General features: G+C 52.2%; 27 protein-coding genes and 1 tRNA gene. 27 read left to right on the top strand and 1 reads right to left on the bottom strand.

What is annotated here, in order from left to right:
- The first annotated feature begins 73 nt into the window (after window positions 1-73).
- From B9Y55_RS01410 to speD, 3 genes are all read left to right on the top strand, one after another.
- Window positions 74-856, top strand: coding sequence for an amino acid ABC transporter ATP-binding protein (locus B9Y55_RS01410; RefSeq protein WP_085543557.1), 783 nt, complete (start codon window positions 74-76; stop codon window positions 854-856).
- Complete coding sequence (locus B9Y55_RS01405; RefSeq protein ID WP_085543556.1) at window positions 853-2,406, top strand: ABC transporter permease subunit; 1,554 nt, start codon at window positions 853-855, stop codon at window positions 2,404-2,406. Before B9Y55_RS01410 ends, B9Y55_RS01405 begins: the two co-directional genes overlap by 4 nt.
- 72 nt (window positions 2,407-2,478) lie before the next feature.
- Window positions 2,479-3,297, top strand: a complete 819-nt coding sequence (speD, locus tag B9Y55_RS01400) for an adenosylmethionine decarboxylase (RefSeq protein WP_085543555.1) — start codon at window positions 2,479-2,481, stop codon at window positions 3,295-3,297.
- 301 nt (window positions 3,298-3,598) lie between these two features.
- On the opposite strand, the gene yedF is transcribed toward speD, so the two are convergent.
- Window positions 3,599-4,216, bottom strand: coding sequence for a sulfurtransferase-like selenium metabolism protein YedF (gene yedF / locus B9Y55_RS01395; protein WP_085543554.1), 618 nt, complete (start codon window positions 4,214-4,216; stop codon window positions 3,599-3,601).
- A 157-nt stretch (window positions 4,217-4,373) separates the two neighbouring features.
- On the opposite strand from yedF, the gene selA reads away from it, so the two are divergent.
- The 24 genes from selA (at window position 4,374) to B9Y55_RS01275 (ending at window position 23,999) form a co-directional block, all read left to right on the top strand.
- Window positions 4,374-5,774 (top strand): L-seryl-tRNA(Sec) selenium transferase, encoded by a 1,401-nt coding sequence (selA, locus tag B9Y55_RS01390; RefSeq protein ID WP_085543553.1) that lies wholly within the window; start codon window positions 4,374-4,376, stop codon window positions 5,772-5,774.
- The gene (gene selB, locus B9Y55_RS01385) at window positions 5,771-7,681 is read left to right on the top strand and encodes a selenocysteine-specific translation elongation factor (RefSeq protein ID WP_085543552.1); all 1,911 of its coding nucleotides are present in this window, start codon (window positions 5,771-5,773) and stop codon (window positions 7,679-7,681) included. Before selA ends, selB begins: the two co-directional genes overlap by 4 nt.
- A gap of 67 nt (window positions 7,682-7,748) precedes the next feature.
- Window positions 7,749-8,009 (top strand): Veg family protein, encoded by a 261-nt coding sequence (locus B9Y55_RS01380; protein ID WP_085543551.1) that lies wholly within the window; start codon window positions 7,749-7,751, stop codon window positions 8,007-8,009.
- Between the two features lies 1 nt (window position 8,010).
- Window positions 8,011-8,871 (top strand): 4-(cytidine 5'-diphospho)-2-C-methyl-D-erythritol kinase, encoded by an 861-nt coding sequence (locus tag B9Y55_RS01375; RefSeq protein ID WP_085543550.1) that lies wholly within the window; start codon window positions 8,011-8,013, stop codon window positions 8,869-8,871.
- 10 nt (window positions 8,872-8,881) lie between these two features.
- Window positions 8,882-9,700 carry a phosphoribosyltransferase family protein gene (locus B9Y55_RS01370; RefSeq protein ID WP_085543549.1) on the top strand — a complete coding sequence of 273 codons (819 nt, stop codon included), beginning with the start codon at window positions 8,882-8,884 and terminating at the stop codon, window positions 9,698-9,700.
- Window positions 9,701-9,742: 42 nt separating this feature from the next.
- The gene (locus tag B9Y55_RS01365) at window positions 9,743-9,925 is read left to right on the top strand and encodes a ferredoxin (protein WP_085543548.1); all 183 of its coding nucleotides are present in this window, start codon (window positions 9,743-9,745) and stop codon (window positions 9,923-9,925) included.
- Window positions 9,926-9,983: 58 nt separating this feature from the next.
- A tRNA-Ile gene (locus tag B9Y55_RS01360) sits at window positions 9,984-10,060 on the top strand.
- An 80-nt stretch (window positions 10,061-10,140) separates the two neighbouring features.
- Window positions 10,141-10,914 carry a Nif3-like dinuclear metal center hexameric protein gene (locus B9Y55_RS01355; RefSeq protein WP_085543547.1) on the top strand — a complete coding sequence of 258 codons (774 nt, stop codon included), beginning with the start codon at window positions 10,141-10,143 and terminating at the stop codon, window positions 10,912-10,914.
- A gap of 26 nt (window positions 10,915-10,940) precedes the next feature.
- A complete protein-coding gene (trpS, locus tag B9Y55_RS01350; protein ID WP_085543546.1) occupies window positions 10,941-11,942 on the top strand; it encodes a tryptophan--tRNA ligase in 1,002 nt (333 codons plus the stop codon).
- A 26-nt stretch (window positions 11,943-11,968) separates the two neighbouring features.
- A complete protein-coding gene (locus B9Y55_RS01345; protein ID WP_085543545.1) occupies window positions 11,969-12,706 on the top strand; it encodes a segregation and condensation protein A in 738 nt (245 codons plus the stop codon).
- Window positions 12,678-13,241 (top strand): SMC-Scp complex subunit ScpB, encoded by a 564-nt coding sequence (scpB, locus tag B9Y55_RS01340; RefSeq protein WP_085543544.1) that lies wholly within the window; start codon window positions 12,678-12,680, stop codon window positions 13,239-13,241. Before B9Y55_RS01345 ends, scpB begins: the two co-directional genes overlap by 29 nt.
- On the top strand, window positions 13,231-13,959 hold the full coding sequence (locus B9Y55_RS01335; protein WP_143340764.1) for a pseudouridine synthase: 729 nt from the start codon (window positions 13,231-13,233) through the stop codon (window positions 13,957-13,959). Before scpB ends, B9Y55_RS01335 begins: the two co-directional genes overlap by 11 nt.
- Window positions 13,960-13,980: 21 nt before the next feature.
- Window positions 13,981-14,862 (top strand): HDOD domain-containing protein, encoded by an 882-nt coding sequence (locus B9Y55_RS01330; protein WP_085543543.1) that lies wholly within the window; start codon window positions 13,981-13,983, stop codon window positions 14,860-14,862.
- Between the two features lie 9 nt (window positions 14,863-14,871).
- Window positions 14,872-15,546 carry a (d)CMP kinase gene (gene cmk, locus B9Y55_RS01325; RefSeq protein ID WP_085543626.1) on the top strand — a complete coding sequence of 225 codons (675 nt, stop codon included), beginning with the start codon at window positions 14,872-14,874 and terminating at the stop codon, window positions 15,544-15,546.
- Window positions 15,539-16,198: a lysophospholipid acyltransferase family protein gene (locus B9Y55_RS01320; RefSeq protein WP_085543542.1), complete on the top strand. Its 660-nt coding sequence runs from the start codon at window positions 15,539-15,541 to the stop codon at window positions 16,196-16,198. The genes cmk and B9Y55_RS01320 overlap by 8 nt, the downstream gene beginning before the upstream one ends.
- A complete protein-coding gene (gene hflX / locus B9Y55_RS01315; RefSeq protein ID WP_085543541.1) occupies window positions 16,179-17,294 on the top strand; it encodes a GTPase HflX in 1,116 nt (371 codons plus the stop codon). The genes B9Y55_RS01320 and hflX overlap by 20 nt, the downstream gene beginning before the upstream one ends.
- Window positions 17,295-17,297: 3 nt before the next feature.
- Window positions 17,298-18,182 (top strand): YicC/YloC family endoribonuclease, encoded by an 885-nt coding sequence (locus B9Y55_RS01310; protein WP_085543540.1) that lies wholly within the window; start codon window positions 17,298-17,300, stop codon window positions 18,180-18,182.
- 5 nt (window positions 18,183-18,187) lie between these two features.
- A complete protein-coding gene (locus B9Y55_RS01305; protein WP_085543625.1) occupies window positions 18,188-18,442 on the top strand; it encodes a DUF370 domain-containing protein in 255 nt (84 codons plus the stop codon).
- Window positions 18,435-19,025, top strand: a complete 591-nt coding sequence (gene gmk / locus B9Y55_RS01300; RefSeq protein WP_085543539.1) for a guanylate kinase — start codon at window positions 18,435-18,437, stop codon at window positions 19,023-19,025. The genes B9Y55_RS01305 and gmk overlap by 8 nt, the downstream gene beginning before the upstream one ends.
- Window positions 19,025-19,285 (top strand): DNA-directed RNA polymerase subunit omega, encoded by a 261-nt coding sequence (locus tag B9Y55_RS01295; protein WP_085543538.1) that lies wholly within the window; start codon window positions 19,025-19,027, stop codon window positions 19,283-19,285. The genes gmk and B9Y55_RS01295 overlap by 1 nt, the downstream gene beginning before the upstream one ends.
- Window positions 19,260-20,474: a bifunctional phosphopantothenoylcysteine decarboxylase/phosphopantothenate--cysteine ligase CoaBC gene (coaBC, locus tag B9Y55_RS01290; RefSeq protein ID WP_085543537.1), complete on the top strand. Its 1,215-nt coding sequence runs from the start codon at window positions 19,260-19,262 to the stop codon at window positions 20,472-20,474. The genes B9Y55_RS01295 and coaBC overlap by 26 nt, the downstream gene beginning before the upstream one ends.
- Before the next feature lie 14 nt (window positions 20,475-20,488).
- Window positions 20,489-22,267: a primosomal protein N' family DNA-binding protein gene (locus tag B9Y55_RS01285; protein WP_143340763.1), complete on the top strand. Its 1,779-nt coding sequence runs from the start codon at window positions 20,489-20,491 to the stop codon at window positions 22,265-22,267.
- Between the two features lie 10 nt (window positions 22,268-22,277).
- Window positions 22,278-23,612, top strand: a complete 1,335-nt coding sequence (der, locus tag B9Y55_RS01280) for a ribosome biogenesis GTPase Der (RefSeq protein ID WP_085543535.1) — start codon at window positions 22,278-22,280, stop codon at window positions 23,610-23,612.
- 111 nt (window positions 23,613-23,723) lie between these two features.
- Window positions 23,724-23,999, top strand: coding sequence for an HU family DNA-binding protein (locus B9Y55_RS01275; RefSeq protein ID WP_085543534.1), 276 nt, complete (start codon window positions 23,724-23,726; stop codon window positions 23,997-23,999).
- Window positions 24,000-24,038 lie beyond the last annotated feature (39 nt).

Genomic DNA, 24,038 nt, shown 5'->3' with positions numbered 1-24,038 from the left:
CCTTTTTTATGTCATACTACGCCCTGTTCCCCGGAAGGGGGAAATCGTTGAACTCAAGGAGAGTGAGAAGGAATTGGAAAAGAACAGCGAGGTCCTCATCACTGTTGAGGGTCTCCACAAGAGGTTTGAAGACGAGCACGTTTTAAGAGGTGTGTCCATTACCATCAAAGAAGGCGACCTAGTCTCCATTATAGGCCCCTCGGGCTGTGGCAAGTCGACCTTTCTCCGATGTCTTAACGGTCTGGAGTATCTCGATTCCGGGAGAATCGAGATCGCTGGGGTTACTCTGTCCCGATCTTTGTCCGATCAGGCTATAACCCGTTCCTTTATGGAGGCAGCCCACGAGATGCGAAAGGAAGTCGGCATAGTCTTTCAGGGGTTCAACCTGTTTCCCCATAAGACGGTCCTTGAAAACGTGATGCTCGCCCCTGTGGTGGTGAAGAAGACCCCTAAAGACGAGGCGGAGGATAGCGCACTGAGGTTGCTGGAGAAGGTCGGCCTTAAAGGTTACGCCAACCGATATCCGGTCACCCTTTCCGGTGGCCAGGCTCAGAGGGCGGCTATAGCCAGAGCCCTTGCGATGGCCCCTAAGGTGATGCTATACGATGAACCTACCTCAGCTCTGGATCCAGAGCTTGTCGGGGAAGTCCTTCAGGTTATGAGGGATCTCGACTCTGAAGGTATGACCCAGGTCGTGGTGACCCACGCCATGCATTTCGCCAGAGATGCTTCGGATTACGTGGTCTTTATGGACCAAGGAGAGATAGTCGAGGTCGCTGACGGAGATGAGATATTCTCAAATCCGGTGAACGATAGGACCAAGGATTTTCTCCGTCATCTAGCGGGGGTGGTATGATGCGCCGTTTGTTGCTGGTCTTGGCTTTTTTGTCCTGCTCTTTTCCTGCCTTCGCCTCTTTAACCGCTCAACCAGGTGAACTTAGATGGGGTGGCGATACGGAAGGCGGAGCACCTTATATGTTTCAGGATCCAGACGATATGAACCATCTCATAGGATACGAGGTGGAGATCATAGAGGCTATAGCCGGTCGGATGGGTCTAAACGCTCGGTTCGTCCAAAACGGATGGGATAACCTGATACCGGGCCTGGAGAGGCGACTTTACGATGTCTCCATAAACGGTCTTGAGATAACCCCAGAACACCAGGATGTAGTTGATTTCTCCGTTCCCTACTATATTACCCATCTACAGATAGCGGTCAGAAGGGACAACTTCGATATCACCGATCTGGAGGATTGTAAAGGTAAAATTATAGGCACCCTTAAACAGTCCTACTCTCAGTACGTTCTGGAAACCCTGGGAGACGTGGATATCAGGACCTATGCCGATGAGATAAACGCCTATACCGATCTGGCCAACGGCAGGCTCGACGGTACCCTGTTTGACGCTCCTATAGCCCTCTACTACGGAGGGCCTATGAGGGAGGTCAAGTTCGTCGGAGGGCCTATAGGAAAGATAGAGTACGGTATAGCTGTCCCTAACGATAACCCCGAGCTATTGGCTCTGGTAAACCAGGCGGTAACCGATATGAGAGACGGTGGAGAACTCCGGGCGATTTTGGAGCGATGGGGTCTTTGGAACCCTATGGTCGCCGGAGAGTTCCACGACGTCGGTCCCTCCAGGACCGCTCCTGTGATGTACGACAAGTGGCTGGAGTCCCATAGCACATCACTTTCAGGGGTTGATAAGGTCAAGAGGTATCTTTCCTTTATGCCTAAACTGGGCAAGGCCGCTGTGACGACCATGCAGGTTTCGGTGATCTCTATGGTTCTGGCGGTACTCTTTGGCTTGATGCTGGCCCTTCTCAGGGTCTTCGGCCCCCCTCCTCTGTCCACACTATCTATGTGGTACGTTGAGATAGTCAGAGGGACTCCTGTGCTGATACAGCTGTTCTTTATCTTCTACGGCCTTCCTAACGTAGGCATAAAGCTGAGTCCCTTTATGGCTGGGGTTATCGGCCTCGGCATGAACTACGCCGCCTACGAGGCGGAGATCTACAGGGCTGGCCTTATGTCGGTGCCTGTAGGCCAGATGGAGGCCGCTTTAGGTCTGGGCATGACCAGACGGGAGGCCCTGAGGCACGTGGTCGTCCCTCAGGCTGTGAGGATGGTCCTCCCCCCTGTGACCAACGACTTTATATCCCTGCTGAAAGATTCCTCTTTGGTCTCGGTTATAACTCTCGTCGATCTCACTAAGGCCTATGGCCAGATAGCCACCACCTACTACGATTATTTCGGCACGGGAATCATAGTCGCCGCAATCTACTTCCTTCTGGGGTATCCCTTTATCCGCCTAGCCAGGTGGACCGAGAGGAAGATGGAGGCATCTTTCGTGCCCGATAGGGTTAGAAAGAACCGTCGAACGGGCCTTGGAATGAGGCTTTTTTAGCTTTGATGTGGTCGATGGTCTGGAGAGCGGCGTTTTTACGTCGATTTTTTTCTCGTATCTGGGAGGTGTCCCATGGAAGACAGAATAAAGCTCTACGGTTTTAACAACCTTACCAAGAGCCTGTGCTTTAACTTTTACGATATATGTTACGCTCAGAGCCTGGTGGAAAGGCGGGAGTACATAAAGTACATAGACGATGAGTATTCCGCCGACAGGGTTACGTCCATATTAAGCGATGTGGCGGATATAATAGGGGCTACGGTGCTCAACGTAGCGAAGCAGGATTACGAGCCTCAGGGGGCAAGTGTCACCATCCTGATTGCCGAAGAGCCTGTTCCTCCGGAGCTGAGAGGCAGCGAGTCCGAGCGAGGTCAGGCGGTGCCGGGGCCTATTCCCGATACGGTGGTAGGTCACCTCGATAAGAGCCATATAACCGTCCATACCTACCCGGAGCAACATCCCGACAACGGCATAAGCACCTTTCGGGCGGATATAGACGTCTCCACCTGTGGGAGGATATCCCCTCTCAGGGCCCTCAACTACCTGCTCCACCGTTTTAATCCCGATATAGCCTGTATAGACTACAGGGTTAGGGGATTCACCAGAGATGTTGAGGGAAACAAATACTTTATAGACCACGAGATAAACTCCATTCAGGACTTTATCTCCAAAGACACCAGATATCGCTACAATATGTACGACGTCAACGTCTATCAGGAGAACCTGTTCTGTACCAGGATGATGCTCAGAGACTTTGAGCTCGACGACTACCTGTTTCACGTCAGTGCGGAGGATATCAGGCCGTCCAAGAGGAAGATCATCACCGATAAGATAAAGTCGGAGATGCTGGAGATCTTCTCCGGCAGAAATCTGAGGGGTTTTACAGGCTAAAACAACGGAGACCGAGCCCTAGGGCTCGGTCTCCGTTGTTTTTATGTCTAAAGGGAACCTATAGAAGCCCTGATCCTCGGAGAGATCGTTCCGACGGAGCCCACTTGAGCCCGTATACTCGACATGCCGCCTTTGAGTACGGATGGGGCGACAGGACGTCGCCCCAAGTCGAGGGGGCACAGGACGTGCCCTCCGAGGCGGTTCGTACGGAACAGGCAGGTCGAGTATACGCTTGGGCGAAACAGGGCGCAGGCGGGACGGTCTCTCCGAGGGGACTCGAAGGTGAGTTTCTAGATATGCTCTAAAGTGAGAGGATTTTATCCGCTTTGAGCAGGGCCTCGGTTATATCGAACATATTGGATATCTCTCCGACTCCAACCTGATCTGAGACGCCAAAATGGTTTACGCAGGTGCCGCAGACCAGTATTCGACAGCCTTTTTTATCGAGCTCCAAAAGGCTTTCGCAGGTAGAGCTGTCCTTTAGGGCCAGTTTGACCCCTTCGTTCATAAAGGCGACGGTCTGTGGTAGTATCTGTTGGTCGAGCTGATGTACCGTTCCCAGAAAGCCTTTTATCAGGACCTCCCCTAGCTCTACGTCCGCCCCGCCTAGGATATCTCTGGATATCAGAACGGCGATTTTGGCCTTTCCATCGGAAGGGCAGGTATAGGTGTTCTGGACAGGCTGAGGATCTTCCTTTGCCGGTTTATCCCCTAACATGCCTGTTACCGCTATATCCAGGTCGTTTTCCGCCTCCAGTATTACGTCGAACCCCTTGCTTTTTAGCATCCTCGATACGTTTTGACCTGCTATAGGGTTATCAACGATAACCTTTATCTCCTTGGCTCCCTCTTCGATGACCTTTTTGGTCATCATCACCGGTTGGGGACATTGCTTGCCTCTAGCGTCAACTGTGTTCATCTTGATCCAAACCTCCTGTCTTTAGTTCCGGGGAACTGAAACGAGTTTCCCCGCCCTGTAAAAGGTCTCAGGTTCTTTCCATAACGTCGTAGAAATTATATCATTACCGGATGGGTAAGGTAAAAATAGCGTTTACAAACATAGGATGGTGACTTTTATGTCTGGAAAATTCAACGTGTTGTTGAGGGAAATCCCTTCGATGGAAAAGGTCCTCAGCGATGAGAGATGCCTTAGATACGGCGATTTGGTGGAGAGAGATGTGATGAAAGAGATCTGCTCCTCCCTTCTCGATGGCCTTAGAAAGGCCATTTTGTCCGGTGAGCTTGATTCCTTCCGTCGAGACGATTTTTTCGTGCTTTTGGACGAGAGCATGGATATTTACAAACGGTCCAGCCTTCGGTCGGTGGTAAACGCTACTGGCGTCGTGGTCCATACGAATCTAGGCCGATCCTGTCTGGCGGAGGAGGCTGTAGACGCGGTAAATCAGGTGGCCCGAGGGTACAGCACCTTAGAGTACGACCTTAAGGCCGGAGAGAGAGGACAGAGAAATTCCCACGTAGAGTCCCTTCTCTGTCGGGTAACCGGTGGGGAGGCGGCGGTGGTGGTCAACAACAACGCCGGGGCGGTGCTTCTCTGTCTGGCCGCCCTTTCGTCGGGGAGATCGGCGGTGGTCTCCAGAGGAGAGCTTGTGGAGATCGGCGGTTCTTTCAGGATACCGGACATAATGACTTTCTCCGGTACAAAGCTGGTGGAGGTTGGAACCACCAACAGGACCCATCTGAAAGATTACGCCGGAGCCATAGGCGACGATACCGCTATGATTATGAAGGTCCATCCGTCGAACTTCAAGATAGTGGGGTTCCACAAGGAGGTCCCCAGAGAAGAGCTTGCCGCACTGGCCCAGGAGAGGGAGGTTATCTTCATGGAGGACCTCGGAAGCGGCGTCCTGGCGGACCTTTCGGGTTCAGGCCTTGAGGGGGAGATCACCGTTCGAGAGTGTCTGGAGTCGGGAGTAGATCTGGTGACCTTCTCCGGCGATAAGCTCCTAGGCGGTCCTCAGATAGGAGGCATCGTCGGCAAGAGAGACCTCATAGAGAGGATAAGGACCTACCCTCTTCTCAGAGCTTTGAGGTGCGATAAGATGACCCTAGCCGCTATGGAGGCTACGTTGAGGCTCTACCTGAAGGGAAGCTCTTCAAAGATCCCTACCGTCGCCATGTTGACCATATCCAGTGAAGATCTGAAGGGCCGTTGTGAGAACTTAGCCTGTAAGCTGAGGTCGGTTATGCCCGACGGCTCTATAGACGTAGTGGAGGTGGCGGACGCTGTAGGAGGAGGGGCCTATCCCGGCAGAGATCTTCCCGGTTGGGCGGTCTCCCTTCGAGTCGGTTCTCTCAGCGCCGGTTCTCTCCAGGAGGCCCTCAGAAAACGGGAGACCCCTATAGTCGCAGGCGCCAGGGACGGAGCTTTGATGATACACGGTCGAACTTTGCTGAAAGGCGACGACGAGAGGGTGTTTGACGCCCTTTCCTCCATAGTAAAGGAGGACTTTATATGAAACAGGAAATTTCTCTGGTAGTAGGCACCGCCGGTCATATAGATCACGGCAAGACCAGTCTCGTTAAGGCGTTGACCGGTGTGGACTGCGATCGACTTTCGGAGGAGCGAAAAAGAGGGATAACCATAGAGCTAGGTTTTGCTCCACTGACCCTTCCTAGCGATAGGGTCATAAGTCTGGTCGACGTGCCAGGTCACGAGAAATTCATAAGGCAGATGGTGGCCGGAGCCTCTGGGCTGGACGGAGTCGTCCTGGTGGTGGCCGCCGACGAGGGGGTAATGCCTCAGACCAGGGAACATCTGGATATTCTCGAGTTGCTGGGTGTCCAGGAAGGTTTTGTTGTCCTGTCTAAGTCGGATACCGTGGACGACGAGATGATCGAGCTGGCTACCGAGGACGTTAGAGATCTGGTAAAAGGCACTTTTTTGGAGGAAAAGCCGATCATTCCGGCATCTTCTGTCACCGGGACAAACCTGGATAAGGTCCTTGAGGAGATGGAGCGAATGGTGGACGTTGTCTCTCCCAGGGAAAGGGATGGGGCTTTCTTTATGCCTATAGACCGAACTTTCCCTGTAGCCGGTTTTGGGACGGTGGTCACCGGAACCGCTTACAGAGGAACGGTGTCTCAGGGAGAGGAGGTGGAGATTCTGCCAGGAGAGCTGGATAGTCGGGTCAGGAGCATTCAGGTCCATAAGTCCTCCGTCAACTCAGCTCAGGCCGGTCAGAGAATCGCCATAAGCCTTGCGGGACTTTCCATAGACCAGCTGAACAGAGGTGATGTGGTCTGTGCCGCCGGAGTTTTCAGGCCCTCTACCTGTCTCGATGTGTCTTTGAGGTTGCTTCCAGAGGTCTCTGAGGGAGTGTCTCACTGGCAGAGGGTCAGGATCCATATGGGCACATCCGATGTCCTCGGCAGGGTGGCTTTCCTGGATAGAAAGGAGCTTTTGCCCGGAGAATCCGCCGTCGCCCAGCTTGTGCTGGAGGAGCCGGTGGTGGCCTCTCTCTGTCAGAAATACGTGATCAGATTTTACAGCCCCCTTCGGACTATAGGAGGAGGGGATATTCTCTCCCCTTACGGGCGAAAGGCCCATGGCAGAAGGTCCAGGGAGGCGTCTGTAGCCAGGCTTTCCCGTTTAGCCTCGGTGACCTCCAGAGAGGCCAGAATAGCCGCTTTGGTGGACTTTTACGGAAAGATCCCTTTCGACGATCTCATAGTTCAGACCCAGGAGACCAGGAAAGGGCTGACCGATATGCTCCTGTCTCTGAAGTCCAGAGGCATATCCCTTCTCAAGGTCGGAAACGGCATGGTGCTGTCCTCCGATGAACTGCACAGAATAGAGGAGCTCGTTTTTCGTGAGGTCCAGGGTTTTCACAAGGATCACCCTAACCAGGATGGAATGCCCCTCGATAAGCTAATTAACTCTGTTTTTAAGGACGTAGATAGAAAGCTCGGTAAGGTGCTTGTGGAGGATATGGTCGCCCGAGGTGCCGTTGAGAACAGAGGTGGTTTTGTGGCGTCCAAGGGATTTGAGAAAAAGGACGACGATAGCTTCAACCGGTCCCTTGGGGCAATCCAGTCTATCTGCGATAAGGCGGGTTTTCAGCCACCGACACTGGAACAGTGTCAGGAGAGACTGGGCATGGACAAAAAGGCCTTTTATCGCTTTGTGGAGGATTTGAAGAGAATGGGGCTGGCGGTGGTGGTCGACGGGACGTTCCTCCTTTCCTCCGAGGTGGAAAAAAGGCTCCTCCAAGCCCTTAGGGAGGTCGATGGCGGCATAACTATAGCTTCCGTGAGAGACGTTACCGGCAGTAGCCGTAAGTTTGTGCTGCCTCTTCTGGAATATCTCGACGGTAAAGGGGTAACTCGGCGAGTCGGAGATAAGAGGATAGTTTTAGGTGGATAAAGAAGTTTGAATTTTTTTGCTAGGTATGGTATAATCCTTCTGTTCCTTTAGGATAAGGAGGGTTCTCATGGTGTACTCTATTCAGTCGATTCGCCAGAGAGTGGCCCGATACAAGGGAAACACGGTCAGGTATCGCGCCACGAAAGGGCGTCGAAAAGCGGAGGAGAGACAGGGTATCATAATAGAGACCTACCCGTGTCTTTTCACACTGTACGTTGAGTCTCAGCACAGCAAGATTTCCTTCAGCTATGCCGAGCTTCTGACCAAAGAGCTGGAGATGGTTTTGGTCGATAGCGATAAAGTGGAGTTCCAGGAGTCGGGGGATTAAATTGATTTGGGGTTTAGCCAGTGAGGCAAAGATAAACTTGACCTTGAGGATCGTCGGCACTAGAGAGGATGGATATCATCGTCTGGTGTCGGTCTTTAAAAAACTCCCACCGATAGAGCGTCTCTCCCTTGAGATATTGCCAGAGGGCATGGAGGGCATGGAGGACAGGGTCGCTATGTCGGAGGTGAAGATCTCCGACGTTAACTTGGTTCAAAAGGTAATAGATTTTTTAAGGGAAAGAGGGGTTTCTATTCCCCCTCTTTCCGTTTCCATAAGCAAAGTCGTGCCTCCTGGAACCGGCCTAGGTGCTGGGACCGGAAACGGTGCGGCGGTTCTAAAATGGGCTACCGCTTTTTTTGATCTTCCCTCGGTATGGGATATTTCCCCTTTAGGGGCCGATCTTCCGTTTATGGCCTCCGACGATCGTATAGCTATGGTCTCAGGCATAGGGGAGACTTTTGCTCCGATGGAGGATATATCCCTTCGGTCGGTGTTGATAGTTCCCAAGTGGAGGTGCAATACCGCCGAGTCCTACCGGTTGCTTGACGATCTCTATGCCCCCGATTCCTGGCCTCTTTCGGAGGAGGATGGTGAGCTGGAGGCCCTGGATGTCCTAGGACGGCTCAGAGCGGGGCTTAAGGTTGGCCTTCTTCCTAACGACTTTATCGCACCTTTGACCGACATGCACCGAGAGTATGAGGCTCTTTTTGACGCCTGTGACCGATCGGGTGCCGTCGCCTGGGGCATAAGCGGGAGTGGCAGTTCTGTTTTTGCCCTTTATGATTTTAACTTACCCTCATCGGAGCTCTTCAGGAGTTTCGATGGGATAGGTTGCGTGGAAAAAATTATATTTTTGGAGTGATGGACTTTCTATGAAGGGGAATAAAACCGACAGGTTGATCAGGATAGCCTCCAGGCTCCTGACCTGTCCTTCGGGCCAGATCTCTCTAACCTCCTTGGCGGAGGACTTTGACGTGTCGAAGACGGTTATAAGCGACGATATCTCGATTATAGACCGATCTATCGAGCAAGAGGGGTTGGGACGAATAAAGGTGGATAGAGGAAGGGCGGGCGGAGCTTCTTTCGTTCCCCTTATGTCCGATGATTACAGGGAGAGTTTTCTCTCCGATATATCGGAGACCCTGTCCCATGATGACAGGCTCCTTCCTAGTGGATTGATATACTACGGCGATATACTTTTCAACCCTACCTACGCATGGAAGCTGGGGCTCGTTCTGGCTTCCGATTTTTACGATAAGTATCCTGACGTGGTCGTTACCTCGGAGGTGAAGGGAATTCCTCTAGGGATGGCGACCGCCCAGATCCTAGGTGTTCCCCTTGCGGTCTGTCGATTCAGAAACAGGGCTAGCGATGGCCCTGCGGTGTGCGTCCACTTTGCCACTCAGACCGGCGATGTCAGGGCCATGTATATGGGCACGAAACAGATAGTTCAGGGGAGCAGGGTTCTGGTTATCGACGACTTTATGAGAGGCGGAAGCACCGCCTCCGGTATGTGTCAGGTCGTCAGCGAGTTTAAGGCTGAACTGGTCGGCATAGGGGTTTTTATAGCCTCCATAGAGCCGATAAAAAAAGCGGTTGAGCGGTATTCTTCATTGCTTTCCCTCAATATGTCCGGCGAGGGAGCCAGGGTCGTACCGTCTTCCTTGTATACAAGGGGTTTGACGTCCTGAGGACAATGGTATAGAATGCCCTCACTGTGAGGGGGTGCCTTTATGCGGGTCAGTATAGATGGTGAGAAGTGCATCGGATGTGGTGTCTGTGTCCAGATATGTCCAGATGCCTTTACCCTTGACGAGGCCAAGGGAATAGCCAGAGTCATTCGCCCGGAGGGAGCGGATTGCGTCCATGAAGCAAAGGATAGCTGTCCCGTCTGCTGTATTATCGTCGAGGAGTAGTTTTTTTAAACTGCCTCTTGAAATATAGGAGAGCAGGGAGTATAATCTTCGTCGTTCAGGGCCCATAGCTCAACTGGTCAGAGCCACCGGCTCATAACCGGAAGGTTCCAGGTTCGAGTCCTGGTGGGCCCACCAAGAGTTAAAGCCGTTCCTGCGGGAGCGGCTTTTTTTATATTCAATTACCGGCATACCTTATTTCATAGGAGGTGTCTCTTTTGAGAATAGGTGATTTTATGTCCTCCATTAGCTCCGTAGCGTCTCCCGACTGGGCGGAGGATTGGGATAACTGCGGCGTTACCGTAAGGTCCAGGTCCGGCGAGGTCGCTAAAGTGGCTGTCGCTCTGGATCCTACGGTGGAATCGGTGGTGATGGCGAATTCAAAGGGGTGCGATTGTCTTTTGACCCATCATCCTCTTATTTTCTCGCCGATCAGAGCTGTTTCACCGGATAATCCGGTAGGTTCGGCTTTGATGGAGCTGATTTCCCGAGACATGTCGGCGATATGCTGTCATACTAACTGGGACAGCTCTCCTTACGGGACAAACGTGTCCCTCTCTAGGTCTATAGGGTTGACCGATATTATCCCTTTGGTCCCTGGGATCGGCGATAAATGGGGGGATGGGGCGGTCGGCAATACATCCCCTATCCCTGTTTTTGACCTCGTTGAGCTGATAAAATCCCGATGGAATCTGTCCTTCGCCAGGGTATGGGGAGCTCCTGTGGATATTACCAGAGTCGCCCTGTGCGGTGGCTCAGGGGCCTCTTTATGGAAAAAAGCTTTTGCCTCCGGCGCCCAGGTGTATATTACGGCGGATTTGAAGTATCATGATATCCAGGATGCCCTTTTCTCCGGGCTTTCGGTTATACAGGTAGACCACGGAGAGATGGAGTGGGCCACTATGGCCGATCTCGCCGATAACGTCTCAAAGGCGTCCGGTCTTGAGACGGTTTTATTGCCTATACCAGAGGTGTCAGGTTTGATCTTTTAGGGGTATTTAAGGGGGAGTATGTTAGCATGGAAAAAAGGGTATTTAGCGGGATGAGACCTACGGGAAAGCTCCATCTTGGTCACATGGCAGGAGCTCTTACTAACTGGATGAAGCTCCAGGAGGATAGCGCTTATAGCTGTTTTTACGGTATAGTGGACTGGCACGCTATGATGTCCGATTACGCCAATAGCTCTATCATAAGCCAAAACTGTAAGGAGGTTATGCTGGATTGGCTGGCCGTAGGGCTTGACCCTGAAAGATCGACCATTTTTATCCAGTCCCACGTTCCTGAGCATTCCGAGCTTTCTCTGGCTCTGGGCATGATAACTCCTTTAGGATGGCTCCAGAGAAATCCTACCTACAAGGAACAGATCCTAAACATACAGAATAAGGATCTGAGTAACTTCGGCTTTTTAGGGTATCCGGTGCTTATGGCGGCGGATATACTTCTCTACAGGTCTAACGTGGTTCCTGTAGGGGAGGATCAGTCGGCTCACCTGGAGATAACCAGAGAGATAGCCCGGAGGTTCAACCATTTCTACGGCGATATCTTCCCCGAGCCCGATACACTGCTCACCCCTACCCCTAAGGTGCCCGGCACCGACGGCAGGAAAATGAGCAAGTCCTACGGAAACAGCATAAATATAGCGGATAGCGAGAAAGAGATGTGGGATAAACTACGGACTATGGTCACCGATCCCGCTAGACAGAGAAAGACCGATCCCGGTGACCCCGCAAAATGCCCGGTCTGGGATATACATAAGGTTTTTAACGACGATCATGAGGAGATGGAGGAGTTAAAGGCAGGCTGTCTCGCTGGCTCTATCGGCTGTGTCCAGTGTAAAAAGGCCCTGAAAGAACACGTCGTCGCCACTATGAGCCCTGTTTGGGAACGAAGAGCCCGATACGAGGCGGAGGAGGATACGTTAGAGGATGTCCTGAGGGAAGGGGCCAAAAAAGCCAGGGTGGTGGCCCGAGAGACTATGGATATGGTCCTTTCAGGGATAGGCTTTGTCCCTAGACTTTAAGCTCCCCTTCTGGAGATCTTCGACCTATGATTAGGATCGAGGTTGAGGGGTTTTCCGGTCCTCTCGATCTACTCTGTCACCTCATAGAGAGCAGAGAGCTGGAGGCAAACAGCATCAGCGTAGCTCAGATAATAAAGGTCTACGGCGCCTATCACTCTCGAAAGGGAGAGGTCTCCATAGAGATGATCGCCTCTTTTCTGGTCCAGGCCGCTAGCTTGGTTCTGGAGAAGGCGATCGCCCTAACCCCTAAGGTTTTCGACGAAGAGGTCTGGGAGGACGGGGACTTGGACCAGGAGGAGCTTGGCCCCAACCTGGAGGATGTCCTGGAGAGGTACAGGCCCTACAGGAAGGCGGCTGCCGTCCTGGCGGATCTTCAGATCGATTGGTCAAAAAGGTCTTTCCGGTCGCCTTTTCCCCTGCCTCCTAGGTACGATATAGGCGATCTTTACTCCCTATCATCCCTTTGGTGGGAGCTGATGAAAGGTAAAAAAAACAAAACCGACGATCTCTGGGGGGACGATTCCTTCGCCGCGGTTCCCCCTCCTATTCCAGACGAGGTCCAAGTCGACAAACGTATGGAGACCATAATAGGACAGCTTGAACCTGACGGTGTCTCTCTGTCTTTTCTGTTAGGGGAAAATCGAGAGGTCTCCTCTTTGGTGGTGACTATGCTGGCTCTTCTTGAGCTGTCGAGAAAAAATATGGTTTTTCTGGAGCAAAAGGAGATGTTTGGCGATGTGCTCGTCTATCCCCAAAACCGATAAGGGGCTCTTAAAACAGGTCGAGGCGGTGCTGTTCGTCGCCTCGGAGGGGGCTTCTGTCGATCAAGTCGCCTCCGCCGTAGGATTGGACGTCGATAGAACTCTGGCCGCCTTGGAGGACCTTTCCAGGTCCTACTCGGAAGGCGAAAGAGGCCTTGAGGTGGTCTTTCTCGGGGGGCGATGGCATCTGTGTACAGCACCGGAGACCTCTAGTTCGGTGGATAGCTTTAGGGAGAACAGCGAGAGGGAAAACATCCGCCTGAGTAAAGCCGCTTTGGAGACTTTGGCGGTAATAGCTTATAATCAACCTGTTACAAGGTCAGAGGTGGAGGAGATACGAGGCGTCCGCTGCGAGAGGGTCATAGATACCCTGTTGACCCACGGAATAATCCGTATCTCCGGTCGAAAGAAGGCCACCGGGTCGCCTCTTCTGTACAGGACAGGGGAGTCCTTTTTAAAGGTCTTCGGTCTTGGTTCTATCTCCGATCTACCTACTGTCGCGGAGATAGAGGAGTTACGGTCGGGAGGTGAGGTTTAAAATCATGAGACTTAACCGTTATCTGGCTCTTTGTGGCGTTGCCTCTCGAAGGGCCTCGGAGTCCTTTATCGCCGATGGCAGGGTTTCCGTCGACGGGGTTATCGTTTTCGATCCTGCCCAAAACGTCGAGCCCGAGGACGTCGTCGAAGTGGACGGAAAGCCTGTGTCCCCTGAGAGTTTGGCCTATTTCATCATAAATAAGCCTAAAGGGTATGTGTGTGCCTCCTCCGATCGATTCGACCCGACGGTTTTGGAGTTAATCCCTGAGGCGGAGGGGCTGAGGCTTTATACTGTAGGAAGGCTGGACAAAAACAGCCAAGGTCTGCTTATTTTGACAAACGACGGGGATTTCTGCAACGAGCTTATCCATCCCAGCGCGGGCTATACCAAGACCTATGAGCTGCTTCTGGACGAGCCTCCCGGTCCTGGCGTTATAGGTGCGTGGCGTAAAGGTGTAAACCTTTCCGGTAAAACGGTGGTGCCCGTATCCCTTGAGGTGATGGATAAGGAACCTTTTGGAAGATGGCTCTCCATAGAGCTCAGTGAAGGGCTAAAAAGGGAGATTCGGGCGATGGCCTCCTCTTTTTCTCTCTCCGTGCGTATCCTTTTTAGGCGAAAAATTGGTAGAATGGAACTAAGGAGACTCAGGTCAGGTGAATATCGCTCTATAGGGCTTCAGGAGATGTGGCGGGCTATCCGTCAAGGAGGAATCGTCTAGTTCAAGGCAGGAGATGGGTTTATGGATGATCGGACCAGACAGCTGATACAGAACCGTATTCTAGGCAGGTTGAAGGAGGTAAAGTCCTTCCCTCAATTTGTCGTGGAGACCCTTAAAATGCTGGATAACCCGGAAAGCAGTGCTCACAACGTCGCCGATAGCCTCTCTAAGGATGAGGGACTGGTTATTCGTACCCTCAAACTGGCTAACTCGGCTTTTTACGGCCTGCCTCGCCGAATATCCAGCATACAGGAAGCGGTTGCGCTATTAGGGTACAAGACTATAAAGAACATCGTTATAGCCGCTACGGTGTACCAAAGGATGGACAATTCCTTTGCTGGGTACGCCCTGGATAGAGGAGATCTGTGGCGGCACTCTCTGAGCGTCGCTTATGCCGCTAGATACATAGCGGAGACCACAAAGTGCTGTGTACCCGACGATGCCTATATCGCCGGGATGTTACACGCAATAGGCAAGATAGTCTTAAACGATTACATCAAGTTTGGGTATCAGATAATAGTCAGAATCGTCGATTCCGACAAGGTTCCTTTCGTGGAGGCGGAGCGGATGGTTTTGGGCTTCGACCACGCTCAGGTTGGGGCTATGATGGCCGAAAAATGGAACCTCCCCGAGTCCCATCAGGTCGCCATACAGTATCAGTATATTCCTGATGAGCTTCCTGAAGATATGATGGAGCACAGGGGAATGGTGGACGTGATTCACGTGGCAAACTCTATGATCCTGATGCTAGGTGTCGGTGTGGGAGCTGATGGGCTTCAGTATCCTATATCCGAGGGATCGGTCTCAAGATTGGGCCTATCCGGGAAGGAAGAGCTTCTCCTGTCCGATCTGGTGGACATAATGGAGAAGGTCTCGGAGGAGATGGAGATACTGGAGGGATAGAGGTCGGTGATGACGTCTAAAAATATAGTTATAACCATCGATGGGCCTGCCGGTGCGGGAAAGAGCTCGGTGGCCAGAGGTGTCGCTAAAAGACTGGGACTTTCCTATCTCGATACGGGAGCTCTGTACAGGGCTATCGCCTATACTTTGGATAAAGCGGCGATTCCCCCTGTGGAGGGAGAGTCACTTTCCGCGACGTTGAGGGATCTCTCGGTGGCCTTGGCTTCCGGCAGGGTCTTCGTGGACGGTAAGGATGTCACCGACCTGATAAGAAATCCTCTGGTCGATTCTCTGGCGTCAAAATACTCCGCACTGCCTTCTGTGAGGGCGAGGCTTCTGGATATACAGAGGGAACAGGTCTTAGGCGGTGGGCTCGTCGCCGATGGAAGGGATATGGGGACCGTGGTTTTCCCCCTAGCGCCGCTGAAGATATTCCTGACCGCTTCCGAGGAGGTTCGAGCCCGTAGAAGGTTCGATGAGCTTGTCTCCAGAGGACAGGTCGATGTCGATTTTGACTCGGTTCTAGAGGATATAAAGACGAGAGATCGTTCCGACAGGGAGAGAGCCTGCTCCCCTCTCGTGGAGGCACCTGATTCTGTTGTGCTGGATTCCTCCTCTCTGTCCGTCGATCAGGTAGTGGATCGAATTGTCTCTTTAGCTGAAGGAGCTCGTTCGGATGACTAGCTTTAAGGATAGGGTTATCTATCAGATAGTTCGGCTTTTTTGCCTGTTTTTTCTCAAGCTCCATAACAGGATATCGATCCAAGGGCTTGAGAACGTTCCCTCTCTGCCCCCTTTCATAATGGCGGTGAACCACTGTAGTAATTTGGACCCCGTAGTAGTGGGAGCGGCTTTTCCCCATAGGCTCAGATATCTCGCTAAGGTGGAGCTATTTCAGGGGTCGAAGATATTTGCCTGGTTACTACGTACCTTAGGCGCTATTCCTGTGAGTAGAGAGTCATCCCAGAGCGCAGGAGGAGCCCTTAAGACCTTTCTTCAGCTCATAGAGGAAGGACAGGCGGTGCTTCTGTTTCCCGAGGGCGCCAGATCTGTAGACGGAAGGCTTAAGCCTCTTGAAGGAGGGGTGGCCCTTCTGGCCATGAAAAGCGGCGTCCCTGTGGTACCTGTGTACATATCGGGAACTCACCGTGCGATGCCCGTCGGTTCCAGTAGAATCGGCTGGAACAAGGTATCCATAACATTTGGAGAGCCTATCGAGCCTAAAGCCCTTGCCGATGGAGTCGCTGTAAAGGAGGCGAGGTCGATTTTTCTCAAAGAGCTGGAGTCGAGACTTTCCTCCATGGAGCAGTTTTACCTTGCAAAGTCGGATTCGTAGGTCGATTATCGTCTCTATCGACAGAGGAGACGGAAGCGACGAAAGGCTCCTCTCTGAACTGGGGCTACTCCTCGAAAACCTCGACGTTCACGTGGTGGATCAGGTTATACAGAGACGAAGAGCCCCCGATCCAGGGACCCTTATAGGCAAGGGCAAGGTCTCTTTGCTGAGAGATCTGTGCGAAGGCTCTGACGTCGACCTTATAGTCAGCGATATCCCCCTCTCTCCTAGACAGAGAGGTGCGCTGAGGGCTCTGACCGGGAGAGAGGTCTGGGATAGACCTCTGGTCATAATGAAGATCTTCGAGGAACGGGCCAGAACATCGGAGGCTAAGCTTCAGGTGGAACTGGCCCGATGTCGCTATGAATTGCCCCATCTCAGAGGCTTAGGACACCAGATGTCCCGGTTAGGCGGAGGTATCGGAACTAGAGGTCCAGGGGAGACGGAGTTCGAGATCCATAGACGGAAGCTGGAGAGAAGGATAAGGGACATAGACAGAAAGCTGGCTCAGCTGGAAAAAAGGAGATCGGAGCTGAGAAAAAAAAGGCTTAACTCCGGTATTCCTGTAGTCTCTCTGGTAGGTTACACCAACAGCGGCAAGTCGACTCTGCTGCGCAGGATGTCAAAGGACGACGCGGTTTACGTAGCCGACGCTCTTTTCGCCACCCTCGATACGGCGGTCAGATCGGTATCCCTGCCCGATGGATCTCCCTTTCTGATGGTCGATACGGTGGGATTCATAAGGGACCTGCCTCCTTCGTTGATTTCAGCTTTCCGTACGACGCTGGAGGAGACGGTGTTTGCCGATCTGCTTATGGTCCTCCTGGACGGCACCGACCCTCAGGTTATGGAGACCCTTGACGTGGTTCGATCGACCCTTATCGACGTAGGCGGGGCGGAGATCCCTAGGGTGGTCCTTCTAAACAAGACCGACGTTATGGAGCATGAAGCGGTAAAAAACCTTCAAACCAGGATAAAAGGCGAAGGTGAGAGGGTTCTGGCGATAAGTGCGGAAAAAGGATCTCTATTTGAGCTGGAGAGTTTTTTGATTCAAGAGCTCTCTGGAAAGGCTTTAGATGGCCGGAAAGGACGTTGATCCATGATTAACAGTATGACCGGTTTTAGCCGTGTGTCTTTGGACAGGGATTGGGGATCTCTCTCGGTGGAGATATTTTCGGTGAACTCCAGGTATCTTGAGGTTTTTGTTAAAACAGGTCGAGATCTGATGTCCGAGGAACCTTCCATCCATTCCGCCGTAAAGAAGAGGCTGAACAGAGGCAAGATACAGGTTCGAGTGGAGCTTTCCTGGTCTTCCAGGTACAAAGCAGGCAAGATAAATTCCGATGTCCTTTCAAGCTATGCCTCGGAGCTAAAGTCTATAGGGGAGAGCCTGGGCTACCCGGGGACGATCTCCCTGGAGGGCCTTCTTCAGCTTCCTGGGGTCACCGAACCTCCCTCTCTTTCACCCTCCGTAAGGGACGAGCTCGGTGGGGCTTTGATGGATCTTATGGAATCAGCTCTAGACGGTCTTATATCCATGAGAAAGACCGAAGGAGATGAGCTTAAAAGGGATATAGAGAGTCATCTCGATCGGTACAGATCGCTGGTGGAAAAGGTATCCCTCTCCTGGAGAGACGGCGCGGACAGGGCTTTTGAGGCCCTTAAAGACAGGGTTGAAGCCGTCTCCGAGAGATTTAGTTGCTCTATAGACGAGGGGCGTCTGGCACAGGAGATGACTTTTATCGCCGATAAGTGGGATATCTCCGAGGAGATCAGCAGGACTGAAAGCCATCTAGGACAGTTTCTAGGGACTATGTCTGAGGATGGCCCTATAGGCAGAAAGCTCGATTTCCTGCTTCAGGAGATGAACAGGGAGCTGAACACTATGGGCTCTAAGGTCTCCGATAGCGAGATAAGGTGGCTTGTGGTGGAGGGTAAGACGGTCCTTGAGAGGATTCGTGAGCAGGTTCAGAACGTGGAGTGATTTTCGTGGCTCAGAGGCTGGTACATATAGGTTTTGGAAATATGGTCGTCGCAGATAGGGTTATAAGCATTATCCACCCTTCCTCCGCTCCTATGAAAAGATTGAAGGAAGAGGCTAAGGAGACAGGAAGGCTTATAGACGCTACTCAGGGAAGAAAGACCAGGGCTATTTTGGTTACCGACAGCAATCACGTTATATTGTCCGCCATCCAGCCTGAGACCATAGTCCACAGGTTTGACGAGGATGAATGCGATGGATGAAAGAGGTAGAGGTCTACTTTTTGTCCTCTCCGGTCCCAGTGGGGCGGGCAAGGGAACGGTTCGTAAAGAGGTGTTTCGCCGCATAGAGGGCCTTTCCTTCTCCATATCCTGCACCACAAGGCTTCCTAGAAAGGGCGAGAAAGACGGTATCGATTATCGATTTATATCTCGAGAGTCCTTCCTTGAGTTGGTCGACCGTGGCGAGTTCTTGGAGTGGGCGGAGGTCCATGGAAATCTCTATGGGACTCTGTGGCACGATGTGGATAAAATTTTAGACGATGGTAGGGACGTCTTACTGGAGATCGATGTCCAAGGAGCACTTCAGGTGATGAATAAGTGTGACGATGTGGTTTCGATTTTTCTCTCTCCCCCTTCTACCGAAGAGCTTGAGCGAAGGTTGAGGGCTAGAGGTTCGGAGGACGACGATACCATCGCTTTAAGGCTTAAAAACGCCTTAAAGGAAATGGAAGAACTGGATAAATACGATCACGTGGTGATAAACGACGATCTGAACGGTGCTGTCGTTGAGATGGAGAGGCTCGTCGGACTTTATCGTGGCGATGATAAGAGGAGAGTCGATTAATGCGTTTTTTTGATATCGATAAAATACAGCGAAACTCCGGGGTCAGCAATAAATACCTCCTTACCTCGGTGGTGGCAATGAGAGCTAGAAAGCTCAGCGAGGATAAAGGGAGTGTCCCTTTGGACGAAAAAGGCAGAGGGGGGAAGTTCATCTCCACCGCTCTAGGGGAGCTTGAGAACGATAGTCTCTCTATCACTTTCGACATTCCCGGCATCGACGGGGGAGAGTGTCGCGATGAGCCTGGGATCGAAGAAGATTAACGTTCTTCTGTGTGTCACAGGAGGTATCGCTGCGTACAAAGCCCCTCACATAGTGAGGGGCTTTGTACAGCTAGGGTGGAACGTAAAAGTAATTTTGACCGATAGCGCCGAGGCCTTCGTCAGCCCTATGGTTTTGGCTACTTTGTCCAGCAACAGGGTTTGGATGGACCGGGATTTTCTATCCATAGATGGTGGAAGCCAGATTCCTCATATCTCTCTGGCGGAGTGGGCTGACGTAGTTATAATAGCCCCCTGTACCGCCGATACTGCCTCAAGGCTTGCGGTCGGTGCAGGGGGAAAGCTGTTGGATAGCACCGTATTGGCGACGAAAGCCCCGGTTTTGGTGTTTCCCGCTATGAACGTAAACATGCTCTATCACCCTGCTACCAGAGATAACCTCAAAAAGCTCCAGGAGTTGGGCTACGAGGTGATAGACCCCGATTCGGGCGACCTGGCCTGTGGCTACGAGGGCCAGGGCCGTCTTCCCGACAGGGAGGTAATAGTCGAGGAGGCCAAAAGAGCGGTTTCGATGAGGGACATGGAGGGACTCTCGGTGGTGGTTACCGCCGGCCCTACCAGGGAGTTTATGGATCCTGTACGGTTTATCTCAAACCCTAGTTCCGGTAAAATGGGGTATTCTCTCGCCAAAACTGCCTGGTACAGAGGAGCTGATGTGGAGCTTATAACAGGTCCTGTATCTATGTCCTCTCCTCACGGGGTTAGAGTAACTAAGGTGGTTTCCGCTTTAGATATGATGGATGCCGCTGTGGAGTCTATGGCTGGCTGTGATATTATGGTCAAGGCTGCGGCGGTAGGCGATTATCGTTTTACCTCGGTCTCGGAGAAAAAGATAAAGAGAAAAGGGACCGATTCGGTAGAGATAACGATGATAAACAACCCCGATATAGCGGCAAAATTAGGATCTATAAAGAAACCCGACCAGACCTTAGTGGGCTTTGCCGCAGAGACCGATAATCTCCTGTCCAACGCTACTGAAAAGCTAAACTCCAAGGGCTTGGACCTGATAGCCGCTAACGATCTAACCGAGGAGGGCAGTGGCTTCGACTCGGAAACCAATAACGTGACCCTCCTCGATCGGGAAGGTTCCCTCAAAAAAATCTCTGGCACTAAAGAGGACGTAGCGGATATGATATGGGATAGGGTACTGGAGATCAGGGGAAAAAGCTGATTGTGTCCTGTTTTGTGGACGTAGTTGTGCCAGGTCCCTGGTGGGGTTCTCTGTCTTACCGATCTGACGAGCTTCTGATACCAGGTTGTAGGGTGTCAGTTCCCGTTGGACGGACTAAAAGGGTTGGATTTGTGCTGTCCTCTTCCTCAAGTTCCAGCTGGCCTGAGGGCAAGGTCAGAGCTATTTCCTCTGTGATAGACGGAGAGCCAGTTTTACCTCCCTATCTTTGGAGGCTGATTTCCTGGGCAGGCAGGGCCTTTCTATGCGGTCAGGGCCAGGCCCTTATGGCGATGCTCCCTAAGGAGCTTCTTTCAGGTGAAAAGGTGCCCGCTTTTAAATCCATTTCCCAGGGGGGGGGGCCTGAAATAGATGGGCCAGAGGTCCTGAGCTGTTATAGATGGCGGGATATCGATAGATCGGATTTTTATCTGTCCATGATCCAATCCTGTCGAGCGATAGTGGCTTTTCCGGAGCAGTCCAGGGCGGAGTCCTTTTTCCGTAGTGCTGTAAAGGCCGGTCTGGACGGCGGCATGTTATGGCCTGTCACCGGGGGAGCGAAGAAGTTGAATGCATGGATATCCGCTAGAGACGGGGAATGCCGTTTTATCGTCGGAGGTCCTGGCGTTATGGCCGCCCCTTTCGAGCCGGATAGGGTTATTATCGAGGACGAAGGCAGCGAAGGATATAGATCCTTAAGATCCCCTAGGCTGAACGGAAGGAGCGTTCTGTCCAGGATGGCCAAAGAGGTAGGTGCTAAGCTGATTTTAGGAGGCAGAGTTCCTTCCTCAAGGGTGTTCAAGGGTATATCGCCGGACGAGGAGAGGGTCAGACCGGGAAAAAGGCTGATCTTTATCGACGTCAAAGAGGGCCATACTCTGGATATACCCGGGGCATCCAGGGATATCCCTCTGGCACAGGGCACTATGGAGAGGACTATAAGGGATATCTCCAAGGGAAAAGTCGTCCTGTGGATACTGGACAGGAAGGGCTACGTCGGAGATCTGAGATGCGACGATTGCGGAGCTCCTTTAGCCTGTCCATGTGGTGGTTCTTTTAGGCTGGAAGGGGGGCGTATGTCCTGTTTTAGATGCGGGAGGAAAGCATCTGTGCCCGATACCTGTCCAGACTGTGGAGGACCTATGATAACCGGCCAAAATCCCGGGATAGAGGCCCTTATGCCTTCAGCTAAATCGATGGTTCCCGACCGTCCGGTGGTGGTATGGTCCGCCGATGAGCCTAAGGGCAAGATAGCTAAGAGGGATATGATCAAGTCCCTTTCTTCAGGTGGGCTTGTCCTAGGGACCAGAAAAGCCCTTGAGCTTTGCGATTATCTCGATGTCCCTCTGATCTGTTGGCTCGATGGAGATGGAGAGGCCAGGAGGCCGGATCATGGAGCAAGGCACTCCGCCTACTCTATGGTGGTCGAGTCCTGCTGGAGGGGGAATAACCCGGAGGATCGTCAGGTAATACTGCAGAGCAGAAGGGCCGGTAAGGGATGGCAGATGGCTCTTAACTCCGGCTGGACGGTGTTCTGGAATAGAGAGCTAGAGGAAAGGCGGGATGTAGAGTTGCCTCCTTTCCGATATCTGGCGGAGATCTCCTGTTTAGGAGGAGATAAAGACAGGGTGTCCGACTCCCTTTCCTCAGCAGGAGGGGATGTGATGGACCCCGATCCGTCAGGGGATCTTATATGGGTCGCTTTTACCCATATACTCCCCATATACAGGGCTCTGGAGCGTTTTTTTTCGATAGGCTCCAGGTCTTATCCAAAGGTGGTCCTATGGACCGATTAGGGAGGAAAAAATGGCAATAGTCACTATCGTAGGTCGTCCCAACGTAGGGAAGTCCTCGCTTTTTAACCGTCTCATAAAGGAGCGAAAGGCTATCGTAGACGATATGCCCGGGGTTACCAGAGACAGGCTCTACGGTGACGTAGAATGGCGAGGTAAGAAGTTTTACCTGGTCGATACAGGAGGCCTTCTCCTCAGGGACGAGGATCCTATAATGGAGGGTATGAAGGGACAGATCCTCCAGGCTATGGAGGAGAGCGACGTTATTATCTTCGCTATAGACGGAAGAGAGGGTATCACCTGGATGGACGAGGATATCGCCATGGTGATAAGAAAGGGAGCCCCTAAGTCGGTTATCGTGGCGGTAAACAAGCTGGATGACATGAAGTTCGACGAACTTGTCTACGACGCCTATCCTCTGGGCTTCGAGGACGTCATAGGGGTCAGCGCTATTCACGCTAGAGGGGTGGACGATCTTCTCGACAGGGTGACCGAGATACTTCCCGATGGAAGGATAGACGACGAGGACGAAGGGGAGATAAAAGTCGCCCTGATAGGTCGCCCGAACGTAGGCAAATCGAGTATACTTAACCAGCTGCTTGGTGAGAACCGGTCTTTGGTCAGCGATGTTCCCGGAACCACTCGAGACTCTATCGACTCTCTTATAGAGCTTTCCGATGGTACTAAGATCAGGTTGATAGACACCGCAGGTCTCAGGAAGAAAAGTCGCTTTAAGGACGATATCGAGTATTACTCTTTTGTCCGTACAATGGAAAGCCTCGATCGGTGCGATGTGTCCATCCTGGTGATGGACGGTTCGGAAGGGGTTACCGATCAGGATAAAAAACTCGCCGCCTCGGTGGTGGAGCGAGGAAAGGGCATAGTTTTAGCCATGAACAAGTGGGATCTTCTCAAAGGGACCTCCGAGAGGTTAGGAGACGAGCAGAGGGATCTTGTGAGGGATTCTCTCGGCTTTGTGAGCCACGCTCCACTGCTGTTCACCTCCGCTAAAACAGGCAGAGGCTTAGGGGAAAAGGTTCTGGAGCAGGTTATAGGGGTCTACGAGCGTCGAAAAGGCAGGGTCAGTACCACCAAGCTTAATAGCCTTCTCAGGGATATCCTGGCCTTCGAGAGGCTGCCTTCGGACAAAAAAGGCAAATTGCTTCGGATCTACTACTGCACCCAGGCGGACTCAGCTCCCCCTACTTTCGTCTTCTTCGTCAACGAGAGAGATATAGTCACTCGCTCTTTTGAGAATCACATGGTAAACCAGATAAGGAAGCTTGGGGACTACGATGGAGTCCCGATACGACTTTTTTGGAGAAATAGCGACGGAAAAAAGCGATAAGGCTTGACCATTGCTCTAGTTACTGATAAAAATGACTGTGGTACCATAGACGTGGAAACGATGGTGCAGGTGTCTTTTTATATATTTATCCTTTTGAGGAGGTAGTTTGACGTGACAAAGACCGAACTTATCGAGGCAGTGGCCAAGTCCGCAGAACTAAGCAAGAAGGCGGCAGGAGAGGCTGTCTCTGCCGTTCTGGAGTCGATCGAGGAAGCTCTCGCCAAAGGCGAGAAGGTACAGCTTGTAGGTTTTGGGACCTTCGAGGTGAGGGAGAGAGCCGCCAGAACCGGTCGTAACCCCCAGGATCCGGAGAAGACCATCGAGATCCCCGCTAAGAAAGTGCCCGCTTTCCGTCCTGGGAAGGCCCTTAAAGACAGGATCAACTAGTCCCTATCTAGTCCCTATCTAGTACGTAGAAAGCCCAGT

Source organism: Dethiosulfovibrio salsuginis, from assembly GCF_900177735.1.
Classification (GTDB): Bacteria; Synergistota; Synergistia; order Synergistales; family Dethiosulfovibrionaceae; genus Dethiosulfovibrio; species Dethiosulfovibrio salsuginis.
This window is presented reverse-complemented; position numbering and strand designations above follow the sequence as displayed.